General features: G+C 43.1%; 14 protein-coding genes. 12 read left to right on the plus strand and 2 right to left on the minus strand.

Annotated features, from left to right (window positions below; genetic code table 11):
* Positions 1-288 precede the first annotated feature (288 nt).
* The 7 genes from rpoD (at position 289) to ACE3PQ_RS10875 (ending at position 5,859) form a co-directional block, all read left to right on the plus strand.
* Positions 289-2,184, plus strand: coding sequence for an RNA polymerase sigma factor RpoD (rpoD, locus tag ACE3PQ_RS10845; protein ID WP_374297771.1), 1,896 nt, complete (start codon positions 289-291; stop codon positions 2,182-2,184).
* A 161-nt stretch (positions 2,185-2,345) separates the two neighbouring features.
* Positions 2,346-2,633, plus strand: a complete 288-nt coding sequence (locus tag ACE3PQ_RS10850) for a YbeD family protein (protein ID WP_374297774.1) — start codon at positions 2,346-2,348, stop codon at positions 2,631-2,633.
* Between the two features lie 140 nt (positions 2,634-2,773).
* Positions 2,774-3,013: a hypothetical protein gene (locus ACE3PQ_RS10855; protein WP_374297778.1), complete on the plus strand. Its 240-nt coding sequence runs from the start codon at positions 2,774-2,776 to the stop codon at positions 3,011-3,013.
* A 5-nt stretch (positions 3,014-3,018) separates the two neighbouring features.
* Positions 3,019-3,294, plus strand: a complete 276-nt coding sequence (locus ACE3PQ_RS10860; protein WP_374297782.1) for a hypothetical protein — start codon at positions 3,019-3,021, stop codon at positions 3,292-3,294.
* 106 nt (positions 3,295-3,400) lie between these two features.
* On the plus strand, positions 3,401-4,069 hold the full coding sequence (gene lipB, locus ACE3PQ_RS10865; protein WP_374297786.1) for a lipoyl(octanoyl) transferase LipB: 669 nt from the start codon (positions 3,401-3,403) through the stop codon (positions 4,067-4,069).
* A gap of 72 nt (positions 4,070-4,141) precedes the next feature.
* Positions 4,142-4,675, plus strand: coding sequence for a hypothetical protein (locus ACE3PQ_RS10870; protein ID WP_374297789.1), 534 nt, complete (start codon positions 4,142-4,144; stop codon positions 4,673-4,675).
* Positions 4,675-5,859 carry an iron-containing alcohol dehydrogenase gene (locus tag ACE3PQ_RS10875; protein WP_374297792.1) on the plus strand — a complete coding sequence of 395 codons (1,185 nt, stop codon included), beginning with the start codon at positions 4,675-4,677 and terminating at the stop codon, positions 5,857-5,859. Before ACE3PQ_RS10870 ends, ACE3PQ_RS10875 begins: the two co-directional genes overlap by 1 nt.
* A gap of 185 nt (positions 5,860-6,044) precedes the next feature.
* Here the strand turns inward: ACE3PQ_RS10875 and ACE3PQ_RS10880 are convergent, their stop codons facing one another.
* Positions 6,045-6,290 carry a SlyX family protein gene (locus ACE3PQ_RS10880; RefSeq protein ID WP_374297796.1) on the minus strand — a complete coding sequence of 82 codons (246 nt, stop codon included), beginning with the start codon at positions 6,288-6,290 and terminating at the stop codon, positions 6,045-6,047.
* A gap of 55 nt (positions 6,291-6,345) precedes the next feature.
* Here ACE3PQ_RS10880 and ACE3PQ_RS10885 point away from each other — a divergent pair, with 55 nt between their 5' ends.
* The 3 genes from ACE3PQ_RS10885 to ACE3PQ_RS10895 all read left to right on the plus strand — a co-directional run bounded on the left by ACE3PQ_RS10885 (position 6,346) and on the right by ACE3PQ_RS10895 (position 9,952).
* A complete protein-coding gene (locus ACE3PQ_RS10885; RefSeq protein WP_374297800.1) occupies positions 6,346-8,265 on the plus strand; it encodes an ATP-binding cassette domain-containing protein in 1,920 nt (639 codons plus the stop codon).
* A 16-nt stretch (positions 8,266-8,281) separates the two neighbouring features.
* Complete coding sequence (locus tag ACE3PQ_RS10890; protein WP_374297804.1) at positions 8,282-8,941, plus strand: hypothetical protein; 660 nt, start codon at positions 8,282-8,284, stop codon at positions 8,939-8,941.
* Positions 8,942-9,016: 75 nt separating this feature from the next.
* A complete protein-coding gene (locus ACE3PQ_RS10895) occupies positions 9,017-9,952 on the plus strand; it encodes a lauroyl acyltransferase (protein WP_374297807.1) in 936 nt (311 codons plus the stop codon).
* Between the two features lie 31 nt (positions 9,953-9,983).
* On the opposite strand, the gene ACE3PQ_RS10900 is transcribed toward ACE3PQ_RS10895, so the two are convergent.
* The gene (locus tag ACE3PQ_RS10900; protein WP_374297809.1) at positions 9,984-10,556 is read right to left on the minus strand and encodes a murein L,D-transpeptidase family protein; all 573 of its coding nucleotides are present in this window, start codon (positions 10,554-10,556) and stop codon (positions 9,984-9,986) included.
* A 237-nt stretch (positions 10,557-10,793) separates the two neighbouring features.
* Here ACE3PQ_RS10900 and tgt point away from each other — a divergent pair, with 237 nt between their 5' ends.
* A complete protein-coding gene (gene tgt / locus ACE3PQ_RS10905) occupies positions 10,794-11,921 on the plus strand; it encodes a tRNA guanosine(34) transglycosylase Tgt (RefSeq protein WP_374297812.1) in 1,128 nt (375 codons plus the stop codon).
* Between the two features lie 183 nt (positions 11,922-12,104).
* Complete coding sequence (gene yajC, locus ACE3PQ_RS10910; RefSeq protein WP_374297815.1) at positions 12,105-12,431, plus strand: preprotein translocase subunit YajC; 327 nt, start codon at positions 12,105-12,107, stop codon at positions 12,429-12,431.
* Positions 12,432-12,507: the final 76 nt, after the last annotated feature.

The following is a 12,507-nucleotide window of genomic DNA, read 5'->3' on the forward strand; positions in this document are numbered from 1 at the left end:
CAAGACATCAAGACATCAAGACATCAAGGCTATGCGCTACCATTCATCAGCAATCAAATTTAAAACAACTTGAATTATAAAGTTTCACCCCAATGATCTACTTTATTAATAACCAAATTATCAGTTCACACAACAAGATAAAATTTCACAACTGAGAATTTTTCTATCTTGTTTTTGTGCTATGATGCGCTGTTTTACAGTCATTTGATTCAACCTACTTTGATTCAAACGTGTCTACATGATGAAACCCATGTGTTTTGAGTCAATACATAAAGAAAGTGAGCCAAGATGAGCGATATGCAATCCCCGACGACCTCTCAAATTGCAGTACTGATTAGCCGAGGCAAGGAACAAGGCTATTTAACTTATTCAGAAGTTAACGATCATCTCCCAGACTCCATCACCGAAAGTGAGCAAATCGAAGACATTATTCAGATGTTGAATGATGTCGGTATTCCTGTGCATGAGCGTGCACCTGAATCTGATGACATGATGATGGAAGACTCACCAGATGCAGGTGATGATGTGGCGGCTGAAGAAGCTGCTGCGGTACTCGCATCGGTTGAAAGTGAACCTGGTCGCACCACTGACCCTGTGCGAATGTACATGCGTGAGATGGGTACAGTTGAATTGCTGACGCGTGAAGGCGAAATTAGCATCGCCAAACGTATTGAAGATGGTATTCGTGATGTCTTACATGCGATCGCCTACTGGCCAAAAACGGTTGAAGTCGTCCTTAACGAATATAAAGAAACCTTAGAAGAAGAACCTCAACGTCGTCTTGCAGATGTGTTATCAGGTTATCTCGATCCTGAAACTGAAGAAGAAGTGCCTGAAATCGCAGAAGAAGATTCGATCGAGGACGAAGAGGATTCAGATAAAAAGTCTACCAAGAAAGATGTCAATCTAGATGATGAAGACGATGAAGATAACGACGACGATTCTGACGATAGCGATGGCGAGTCTGGTCCTGATCCTGAGATCGCAAGACAGCGGTTTGCAGAATTAGAAGCGGTTTGGAATGAAACCAAAGCTGTTCTCGCTGAACACGGTCGTCATAGTGAAGCGGGTCAAAAGCAACTCGAAGCAATGGCATCTGTATTTATGATGTTTAAGCTTACACCTCGTCTATTTGATTTGGTTGCAGAAATGATTCGTGGTACGCACGATCAAATCCGTCATAGCGAAAAAGAGGTCATGCGCTTCTCGATCCGTCGTGGTCGCATGAGCCGTGACGCATTCCGTCATTCTTTCCCAGGCAATGAGTCAAATATTGCATGGTTCGAAGAGCAGTTTAATGCAGCGGATGAAGCAACCAAACCTTATTTGGATAAAGTACGTCCAGACGTCTTGGCATTCCAACAAAAGATCGGTGATATCGAATCTGAGCTTGGTTTGAATGTAAAACAAATTAAAGAAATTTCAAAACGTATGGCAATCGGTGAAGCCAAAGCTCGCCGTGCCAAAAAGGAGATGGTTGAAGCCAACTTACGTTTGGTGATCTCGATTGCCAAGAAATATACCAACCGTGGTTTGCAATTCCTTGATTTGATTCAAGAAGGTAACATCGGCTTGATGAAAGCGGTGGATAAGTTTGAATATCGCCGTGGATATAAGTTCTCAACTTATGCGACATGGTGGATTCGTCAGGCAATCACCCGTTCGATCGCTGACCAAGCACGTACCATTCGTATCCCTGTACACATGATCGAAACCATTAACAAGATCAACCGTGTACAACGTCAGCTTCTCCAAGAAATGGGACGTGAGCCAACGCCAGAAGAACTCGGCGAACGCTTGGATATGGATGAAGTGAAAATCCGTAAAGTGCTAAAAATTGCCAAAGAACCGATTTCGATGGAAACGCCAATCGGTGATGATGAAGATTCGCATCTTGGTGACTTCATTGAGGACTTAAACATTACCTCACCAGTTGAAGCGGCAACCTCAGAAGGTCTACGTGAAGCGACTCGTGAAGTGCTTGAGAACCTCACAGAACGTGAAGCTAAAGTCTTGAAAATGCGTTTTGGTATCGACATGCCAACTGATCATACTTTGGAAGAAGTCGGTAAGCAGTTTGACGTGACCCGTGAACGTATTCGTCAGATCGAAGCCAAAGCATTGCGTAAATTACGTCATCCATCTCGTTCTGAGCATTTACGTTCGTTCTTGGAAAATGACTAATTGACTGCTTGCTAGAATGTGGTAATGCCCTTGAAATTCAAGTTATTTGCCCTATATCGTAAGCCATGAAATAAATCAGAAACGCCTGCATTTTTGCAGGCGTTTTGAATCAAGCCAAATTAAGCTAAGACATCACATTGAATCAAATTAGGAGAGGCATGATGATTGACCGCACCCCTTCTCGTGAGTTACAAGAGCATCTTTGGGTATTCCCGATGGACTACCCGATCAAACTGATTGGAGAAACTTGCGATGAGCTGAACAATTCAGTAATTGAGATTTTAGTCAAGCATTTTCCTGAGTTTGATGAAACGACTTTGAAATTTCAGCCATCTCGTACAGGCAAATATAACTCGATCACAGCACAGTTGCGCTTTGAAGAGTTAGAGCAAGTCCATGCCTTGTATGCAGACTTGGCAGCTTGTCCATATATCAAAACAGCATTGTAAGAAAAGTCTAACCCATGTTCAAAAAGCTCCCAATCAGTTGGGAGTTTTTTATTTCGCTGTACTCGCTCAAACTTGTTCAATTTTTTGCTAAGCTATCTGCTTTATCTATCATTTCTAAAGCAATACGGATGCGATCACCCATGAAAACATCAAACGCTACCGAACAAATCAGACAATATAAAATCATTCTCCTTGCGATGAAGATTTCGATTGCTGCTGCGATTGTGATTGCAATTGTTATGAAGATTTTCTTAAGTGATATTGAAATTTTCGGTATCAATATTGGCTTGATCGTGTGTATCTTCATGCTGATGGTCGATATTCCTGCCTACTTTTATTTCCACAACAAAATCGACGCTTTAGAGCTTCAAGGAAACTGATCCCAATGCAACCTGAACTCAGCTCAGCCGAGCAAATTAAGAAATATACTGCACTCGTCAAAACTTCTAAAATCAACCTATTCCTGACACCAATCATCATGGCGATCCTCGCCTATTTTATCGGCTTAGACAAAATTCTTCGTGGCGATTCGATGTTACCTTTTGTCCTCGCCATCATGATCATTATCAATACATTGCAGTTTTTCTATTACCGCCGTAAGCTCCAAAAATTACAGCAATCTGAAAAACCCAAATCAGATGGTGGTATCGAACGCTTATAAAGCGCTTAAATTGCTTAAAGTGCTTTGATGATATCGACCAATTTCGCATATAGGCATCATCGGAATTCAACTATCATTTGATCAAAATTATTTCAGAATATCGTTTATGCAAAATCAGCCTCAGCTTATCGTCAGAACATTTCGTGATCTTCAAGATTACACCGCACGCTTTGAAGCAATGAAAAGCTTCACTGAACAGCGAGCTTTGGCTACGAGCGATGCCAATATTCCCGATGAGCTTTGGTTACTGCAACATCATGATGTATTGACGCAAGGTCAAGCAGGTAAACCCGAACATATCTTGATTCACTCTGATATTCCTATCGTACAAAGCGATCGTGGTGGACAAGTCACATGGCATGGTCGTGGACAGTTGATTGCTTATTTTTTGTTTGATCTCAATCGCTTGAAATGGCATGTGCGTGATTTGGTTAATTTCGCTGAAGAGATGATGCTTTGGCTTTTGGCGCAATATGGCATCGACGCCTATACCAAAAAAGATGCACCTGGTGTTTATGTGGAGGAGCGTAAAATCGGTTCACTCGGCTTTAAAATTCGCCGTGGTCGAAGCTATCACGGACTTTCGCTCAATGTGGATTGTGATCTGACTGGCTTTCAAACCATTAATCCATGTGGCTATGCAGGGCTAGAGATGGTGCGGCTTTCTGATCTACTAGACACAGTGCCTTCTTTTGAAGATTTATATCAAAAATGTCAGCAATTCATCACTGAAAAACAGATATTTGCAAATATTTTGATAGAAGCTGATCAATAACACTTGCGTTCTTGTCAAAATCATTTAGAGTAATTACTCTAAACAAACATAATCTTTGACAAGGAACTGCATGTGATCAATAGCAAAGACGTCAAACCTCAATTACAAAAAGGCTATGTCAAGCTGATGATGGATGTCATCGGACGTGGATTAGTGATGGCGAGCCAAGTCGATCATGAAGTGAAATCTGAGATTGCAGGCTTTCCTGCCAATTTTACTTTTTCAATGAAAGTCTTCCCAAATGGCCCACAGTTCGTGGCGCGTGTTGATGATCAACATCGTTTAAGCCTTGTAAAAAACCCACAGGAAAAACCAGATCTGACCATTACCTTTAAGCATATCAGCCATGCCTTTTTGGTCTTTTCATTCCAAGAAGGCACAGCACAAGCTTTTGCCAATGACCGCATGGTGGCAGATGGTGAAATCTCTTATGCGATCCGCTTGGTACGTTGCCTGAACAAAATGGAAGCGCTGATCTTGCCAAAAGTCATTGCCGACTTGGCAGTGAAAGAATATCCAAAGAATTTAACATTAAAAGACAAGCTGACTGGTGCAGCGAATATTTATCTGAAAGTTGCTCAGTCATATTTTAAAGGAACTGCATAATGGCTAAACCATATTACGAATTTTTCTGTCCTGTCAAAGTGATTGCAGGTAATGCTGCGCTAGAGCATATTCCCTTTGAACTTGCGACTTTGGGTGCAAAAAAGCCACTAATCATTACCGATAAAGGCGTTCGTGCGAATGGCTTGCTTACGCCAATCGAATCAGCCTTTAGCGAGGCAGATGCGAAGATCGCTGCGATCTTTGATAATGTTCCACCAGACAGTAGTTTGCAGACTGTACGTGACGTGGCAAAAATGTACCGTGACAATGGTTGCGATGCGATTTTAGCCATTGGTGGTGGTTCAGTGATTGATACGGCGAAAGCGACCAATATTTTGGTTTCTGAGGGCGGTGATGATCTCCTGAAATACTCAGGTGCGCACAACTTACCTAAGCCACTCAAACCATTCTTCGTGATTCCAACGACTTCTGGGACAGGCTCAGAAGTGACTATGGTCGCCGTGGTATCGGACACTGAAAAAAATGTGAAATTGCCTTTTGCATCGTATTATTTGATGCCACATGCGGCGATTCTTGATCCACGTATGACGCAAACTTTACCACCGCATTTAACCGCAATGACTGCGATGGATGCGTTGACGCACGCTGTTGAAGCCTATACGTGTTTGGCTGCGAATCCGATTAGTGATGCTTATGCAACAGCTGCAATTAAGAAAGTCAGCCAAAACTTATTTAAAGTCTTAGAAAGTCCTGAAGATGCGCAAGGTCGTCTAGAACTTGCTCAAGCTTCAACGATGGCGGGTATTGCGTTCTCGAACTCAATGGTTGGTGTGGTTCATTCACTCGGTCATGCACTTGGTGCTGTTGCGCACTTGCCACATGGCTTGTGTATGAATCTGTTCTTGCCATACGTGTTGGAATACAACCAAGACGTCAATGGCGACAAGATTGCAGATCTCTTGTTGCCTCTTGCAGGTCCTGAAGTGTATGCGCACACACCTGCTGATCAACGTGCTGCTAAAGCAATTTCAGTGATTCGTGGTATGCGTGATGAGTTGCATAGCAAAACTAAGTTGCCACGTACTTTGCAAGAAACTGGTAAGGTTAAAAAAGAACAGCTGATCGAAGTAGCGAAAAAAGCCCTCGATGACGGTTCGATTATCTACAATCCAAAAGAAGCCAATCTCGATGATTTGATGGGTATTTTGGAAAAGGCATGGTAATTCGCTTAAGTTACGAATAAAAACCTAAACATTTCTGAGACTTAGCCCTGAACATTTCAGGGCTGATTCATTAATAGGGTTTAGGTTTAAAATTTTCACTCATGCGCCGAAGAAGTTGTGATCGTGCAAATATTCTCATGTAAAACACTTATTGAGAGTGCATCAATGATTATGAATATAGTGCATTAATAATGCGGCGGTCGATTGGTCAATGGATCGAATGGCGCAACACCCTCCGACATGTCCGATGCTTCGACACGTTGATAGAGCATTTGCATTTTTTTATTCAAATCGACGATTTCACTGTTCTGTTTCGCCACTTGATCGTTCAACTGATCAACTAATTCATCTAAAAATGCAATTCTGACTTGCAAATCTTCGACGACTTGGGAAAATGTCGCATAGTCATCTTGGGATGGCTGTTTTGACATTGGATTCTCCTACATTTTCTATTACGATTTTTTTCAACACGCAAATGGGTTTGGTATGGCTTACATTACTTTAAGAGATGTTCACTTGGCATTTGGTGGTCCAGCCCTACTCGATGGTGCTCATTTTACGCTAGAACGTGGCGAGCGTGTGTGTTTAATTGGTCGCAATGGCGAAGGCAAATCAACACTGCTGAAACTTATCGACGGCACATTACAACCTGACACAGGTGAGATCGCTATTCAAAATGGTGTACGTATCTCCATGCTTGCGCAAGATGTTCCGATGAGTTCAGGCTTAGTTGCCGATATCGTTGCCGAAGGTGCAGGCAAAGCAGCCGATGTACTGCGTCAATACCATGAAGCAAGCAATGCTTGTGTTGCAGGTGATATGGATGCTTGTGATCGTATGGGCGAGCTTCAACATCAGCTCGATCAACTCGATGGTTGGGCTTTAGAGAATCAAGTCAATACCATTCTTGCCAAGATGGGACTTGATCCGCAAGCCGATCTTGCCGAACTGTCTGGCGGTCGTAAACGCCGTGTACTCCTCGCGCGTGCGCTACTCACCCAACCTGATGTACTTTTGCTCGATGAACCGACCAACCACCTAGATGTAGAAAGCATTGAATGGCTTGAACAATTCTTACTTGATCAACCGAATTTAACTTTACTATTTATTTCGCATGACCGTTCTTTTGTCGATCGTTTGGCGACTCGTATTGTCGAACTTGATCGTGGCATGCTACGCAGTTTTGAAGGCAACTACGCACGTTATCTTGAGCTCAAAGCTGAACAACTCGATGCGGAAGAAAAGCAAAATGCCTTATTTGACAAGCGTCTAGCAGAAGAAGAAGCATGGATTCGTCAAGGTATCAAAGCACGTCGTACCCGTAATGAAGGTCGTGTGCGTGCCCTAAAAGCCTTACGTGAAGAATCCAAAGCACGTCGCTTTCAACAAGGCAAAGTCAATATGGGTGTACAAGAGGCATCTCGATCAGGCAAATTGGTGTTTGAAATTGAACATCTTGCTGTGAGCTACGATGAGCAACCACTGATCAATGATTTCTCAAGCATTGTCATGCGTGGCGATCGTATCGGTTTGGTCGGTGATAATGGTGTCGGAAAAACCACGCTGATCAAAGCCATTCTCGGTGATATTCCGCATCAAGGTACAGTGAAAGTCGGCACACAATTGGAAATTGCCTATTTTGATCAATTACGCAATCAACTCGATTTGGAAAAATCTGTGGCTGACAATGTCAGTGAAGGCTCAGACTTTGTCGATGTGAATGGTAATCGTCGTCATATTTTGAGTTACTTACAAGACTTCCTATTTGCGCCTGAACGTGCCCGCACACCTGTCAAAGCCTTATCTGGTGGTGAGCGTAACCGTGTGCTTTTGGCAAAATTACTACTTAAACCATCCAACCTCATCGTCATGGATGAGCCGACCAACGACCTCGATATGGTGACCTTGGAGCTCTTAGAAGAAATGCTTGCCGAGTACAAAGGCACATTACTGCTGATCAGCCATGATCGTGCCTTTATGGACAATGTCGTGACCTCGACATGGGTATTCGATGGCAAAGGTGGCATTCAGGAATATATCGGTGGCTACCAAGACTATCTTGTGCAACGTGAACGCCTAGATGCCAAAGGACTCTCGCAACAGGAAAAATCAAGCAACAAATCAGATAAAGCAGACAGCAAAAATGCATCTGTCGAAAATACTGCACAAAAGCTACCGAAAAAAGCAAAATTAAGTTATAAAGATCAACGAGAGTTAGAACAATTGCCAGAGTTAATTGCAGCGCTTGAAGTTGAACAAAAAACTTTGGAAGATAAACTTGCCGATGGCGCTTGGTTCATCAATGAACCTGATCAAGCCTCGCAAGCTGCCACTCGTTTGGCGGAAATAGAAGAACAGCTATTGGAAAAATTAGAGCGTTGGACGGCTTTGGAGAGCCAACTCTAAGGAGAATGAAATCCCCATGAAACCAATCGCATGGATTGCATTAGGGTGTTGCGTGGGCTTGAGTGCGTGCCATTCAACCAAAGGACCAAACGCCCCACAGTTTTTAACACAAAAAGTCTATCACGGTGCTGCACAAAGCTATGACTTCGATCTTGGCTCAACAGTGCTTCGTGGCGAGCTAAAGCTCAATGAGTTTTGTAGTGTTGAGGGTACGAGCCTAGACATCGTTGATCAGCTTAGCCAACAAGTGCGTATCGACACTTTAAATCTCAACAATAATGCAAAACTCGGCAGTACGCTAAACAGTACGCTCGAAGAAATCAGTCCACAGATTTTGGCGCAATATGAAGCGACCTATCAGGCGACTGCAAGCGATAGCAACACTGAAAAAGTGTTACTTGGTGATGCGGTTTTTTCACGCCTAAACAGTGAAAGCCACAATATTGATCTTGCCATCTTGAGTCGCTATGGCTATGCCTACGTGGTACAGCTGAGCAGCCCAATCACAGGGAGCGATGCAACGCAATCACGCAATCAACTGCAAACGCTACTCAAATCACTGTCTATGCGAGGTCAGAAAAAAAGCAATAGCAATGCAGAATTGCCAAGCACTTTTGATCTCAGTCAAACCGACAGTAGCGTACGCAAAGCATGGCAAAAAGCAAACTGTCCTTAAGATAGCGTAGTGGGCTGTTTAAATCAGTGATTTCAGTTAAACTTGCCGATTGACAACTATTTAGCTTAAGTTTCAATGCAACAACACACTGCTGCACGTCCCGAATTTCAATGGTCTTTCCTACTGCCTCAATATTGGGGCATTTGGATTGGGCTGACATTTCTCATGTTTCTCACCATTTTGCCGTGGTCTATTCAGCGGCAATTGGCGTATGTGCTTGCAAACTTATCTTGGAAAAGTTTGAAGTCTCGTCGTGTCACCACGATTCGCAATCTTGAAGTTTGCTTTCCTGAATGGTCACCAGCCGAAGTCGAACAACAAGCCAAGCAAGTCTTCGTCGATATGATGCTTGGAGTGTTTGAAACCTTGAATGCGTGGTACAAGCCAAGTTGGTTTAAAGGACGTGTGCAGATTCAAGGTTTAGAGGCATTACAACACGCCCAAGCTGATGGTAGTGGGATTATTTTACTGGGTTCACATAGCACCTTGCTCGATGCAGGTGGTTATATTTGCAGTCTGTATTTTAACCCTGATGTGGTCTATCGCCCGCAAAATAATCCATTTTTAGATTGGCTGATTTATCGGGCTCGTGAGCCAATTTACGGTGAACAGATCGATCATGATGATATTCGTTTTTTGATTCGTCGCTTGAAAGATGGGCGCATTATTTGGTATTCACCTGATCAAGATTTTGGCTTAAAGCAAGGCGTGATGGCACCGTTTTTTGGTGTGCCTGCGGCATCGGTCACGGCGCAGCGTCGTTTGGTGAAAGTCAGTAAAGCCAAAGTGTTGTCGGTGCATTTTTATCGAATCGGAGAAGCAGATCCAAAATATCAAATCATCATCGAGCCTGAGCTAGAGAATTATCCGACCAATGATGAAGTGGCTGATGCGACCCGAGTCAATGAATTATTAGAAATGCAACTGCGCCGTGCGCCAACGCAATGGATGTGGTTTCATCGTCGCTTTAAAACACGCCCGAAAGGTTATGAAAAGATTTATAAAAAATAACAGTGATCAACAATAGTCCACCTCTAAAACATCACGGAAAAATCTCAATCTCTGTGCCATCTTTGACATTTTGCCATAGCTCATCCATATCCTGATTGGACACTGCAATACACCCCCATGTCCAATCTGATTTTGGCATGTAACCATACAAAGGTTGACCTGCCGACCCACCGAGATTTTTCGCTGATCCGTGAATCATCACATCACCGCCTGCGCTCACGCCACGAGTTTTAGCTTGTGCAAGATCGTCTGCATTGGGATAAGAGATGTGCAGTGATTTATAAAATTGGCTATTCGGATTGCGCCAATCCAGCACATATTGCCCTTCTGGGGTTTTGCCATCGCCTTCGGTGGTTTTATGTCCTGTTGGTGCAAAACCTAGTCGCATTTTATAGGTTTTGATCACTTTGCCATCGTCTAAAACCTGTAACAGTCGCTTGGATTTATAGACTTCGACACGATCAATCTGCACCGCTGACCAATCCACAGATTGCACAGTGGTTTTCTGTTCTTCTGCACTCGGTAAAAACTTTGCCAAAGTCTTGGCGTTCAAGATTCCGAATAAAGCAATCACCGCCAAACTAAACAGAAGTATTTTTTTCATGCGCTTATTTTCAACTGATTGATGAACTTGGTCTAGTGTGCAATGAAAATGGTGTGATTAGGTGAACTGAAGATGAAGTTTAGGTGAAAAATGCAAATTCGAATACACTCATTCGAAGCATTCAAATAACAGCCCTAGCACTTTCCCACAAAATCTAAGACAATAACGCCCTATCCAGCGAACTGTTTATTCGCTCTTGCCTTGCAAACACAGCTATGAAAATGGCTTAGGATTTTTATGAAATTTGAAAAGTTAAACCAATCAGGTCGTGCCCGCCGTGCACGATTGACGCTCAATCACGGTCAGGTGGAAACGCCTGCTTTTATGCCAGTTGGTACATACGGCACGGTCAAAGGCATGTTGCCTCGTGACATCGAAGACATCGGCGCACATATTATTTTAGGTAATACCTTTCACCTTTATCTGCGCCCAGGTTTGGAGGTGATCAAAGAGCACGGCGGATTGCATGAGTTTGTGAAATGGGACAAACCAATTCTCACCGATTCAGGCGGTTTTCAAGTGTTTAGCTTGGGGGAAATGCGCAAAATCAAAGAAGAAGGCGTCACCTTCCGTTCACCGATTGACGGTTCAAAAGTATTTCTCTCTCCTGAAATTTCAATGGAAATTCAACGTGTCTTAAATTCAGACATCGTGATGATCTTCGATGAATGTACGCCATACCCTGCAACGCATAAACAAGCGCAGGATTCATTGCAATTGTCGCTGCGTTGGGCAAAACGCTGTAAAACTGCACATACTGAAAATGGCAATCCAAATGCGCTATTTGGCATCATTCAGGGCGGTATGTATGAAGATTTGCGTGATGAGTCCTTGCAAGGGTTATTAGAAATAGACTTTGATGGTTATGCGATCGGCGGTTTATCGGTGGGTGAGCCAAAAGATGAAATGATCAAAGTGCTAGATTATCTCCCTGCAAAAATGCCTGCGGACAAACCACGTTATTTGATGGGTGTCGGCAAACCAGAAGATATCGTCGAAGCAGTTCGCCGTGGCGTGGATATGTTCGATTGCGTGATGCCGACACGTAACGCACGGAATGCGCATTATTTTGTTACTGATGGCGTGGTACGGATTCGCAACAGCCAATATCGCCACGATCAGCAACCACTTGATCCGCATTGTGATTGCTATACCTGTAAGAACTTTACTCGTGCCTATTTATTCCATTTGGAAAAATGTGGCGAGATGCTTGGTGCAATGCTCGGGACAATTCATAACCTGCGTTACTATCAACGTCTGATGCAAGGCATCCGAGATGCACTTGACGCAGGGACTTTTGATGCCTTTGTCGAAGATTTTTATCAGCGTCGGGGTTTAGAACTACCTGAATGTCCCCATGATTGACTTCATCTATTCACAATTCTGCATAATTCTACATGTACAGTCGTTGCTGAATAAATATTGATGTTGGAAACACAAGATCAACTTGGAAAATTTGCGCTAAACCGCAATACAAGGTACATTGCAGAGCTAAGATTTTAGTCATTTTTACAGCAAATTTGCTGAATTTAACTGTTAGGAAAAACCATGAGTTTATTGATTTCCACTGCTCACGCTGCACAAGGTGCACAACAAGGCAGCCCATACATGTCTTTGATCATGATCGTGGTCATGATTGCGATTTTCTACTTTTTGTTGATTCGTCCACAGTCGAAACGTATGAAAGAGCATCGCACATTGGTCGAAAGCCTTACTGAAGGCAGCGAAGTCGTGTTTGCAGGCGGATTGATGGGTCGTGTGGTGAAAATTGATGGCGAATATGCTGTGATTGAGCTTAACCCATCGAATCAAATCAAAATCCAACGTGCTTCGGTGATCTCAGTATTGCCTGAAGGGACTTTGAATAATTTATAATCCGAATGATGTCGTGATCACGTACTCAGAGCATGAATGTGTAAATCACGACATCAGTTTTTTAAAAAAGCTGTTT

It is taken from the genome of Acinetobacter sp. (genome assembly GCF_041911495.1).
GTDB lineage: Bacteria > Pseudomonadota > Gammaproteobacteria > Pseudomonadales > Moraxellaceae > Acinetobacter.

Excerpts from the sequence above, each read along its gene's own strand:
- ACE3PQ_RS10895 (WP_374297807.1), top strand. The coding sequence starts at position 9,017 with ATGCAACAACACACTGCTGCACGTCCCGAATTTCAATGGTCTTTCCTA.
- rpoD (WP_374297771.1), top strand. The coding sequence starts at position 289 with ATGAGCGATATGCAATCCCCGACGACCTCTCAAATTGCAGTACTGATT.
- yajC (WP_374297815.1), top strand. The coding sequence starts at position 12,105 with ATGAGTTTATTGATTTCCACTGCTCACGCTGCACAAGGTGCACAACAA.
- ACE3PQ_RS10890 (WP_374297804.1), top strand. The coding sequence starts at position 8,282 with ATGAAACCAATCGCATGGATTGCATTAGGGTGTTGCGTGGGCTTGAGT.
- ACE3PQ_RS10885 (WP_374297800.1), top strand. The coding sequence starts at position 6,346 with ATGGCTTACATTACTTTAAGAGATGTTCACTTGGCATTTGGTGGTCCA.
- ACE3PQ_RS10855 (WP_374297778.1), top strand. The coding sequence starts at position 2,774 with ATGAAAACATCAAACGCTACCGAACAAATCAGACAATATAAAATCATT.
- tgt (WP_374297812.1), top strand. The coding sequence starts at position 10,794 with ATGAAATTTGAAAAGTTAAACCAATCAGGTCGTGCCCGCCGTGCACGA.
- lipB (WP_374297786.1), top strand. The coding sequence starts at position 3,401 with ATGCAAAATCAGCCTCAGCTTATCGTCAGAACATTTCGTGATCTTCAA.
- ACE3PQ_RS10880 (WP_374297796.1), bottom strand. The coding sequence starts at position 6,290 with ATGTCAAAACAGCCATCCCAAGATGACTATGCGACATTTTCCCAAGTC.
- ACE3PQ_RS10875 (WP_374297792.1), top strand. The coding sequence starts at position 4,675 with ATGGCTAAACCATATTACGAATTTTTCTGTCCTGTCAAAGTGATTGCA.
- ACE3PQ_RS10900 (WP_374297809.1), bottom strand. The coding sequence starts at position 10,556 with ATGAAAAAAATACTTCTGTTTAGTTTGGCGGTGATTGCTTTATTCGGA.
- ACE3PQ_RS10850 (WP_374297774.1), top strand. The coding sequence starts at position 2,346 with ATGATTGACCGCACCCCTTCTCGTGAGTTACAAGAGCATCTTTGGGTA.
- ACE3PQ_RS10860 (WP_374297782.1), top strand. The coding sequence starts at position 3,019 with ATGCAACCTGAACTCAGCTCAGCCGAGCAAATTAAGAAATATACTGCA.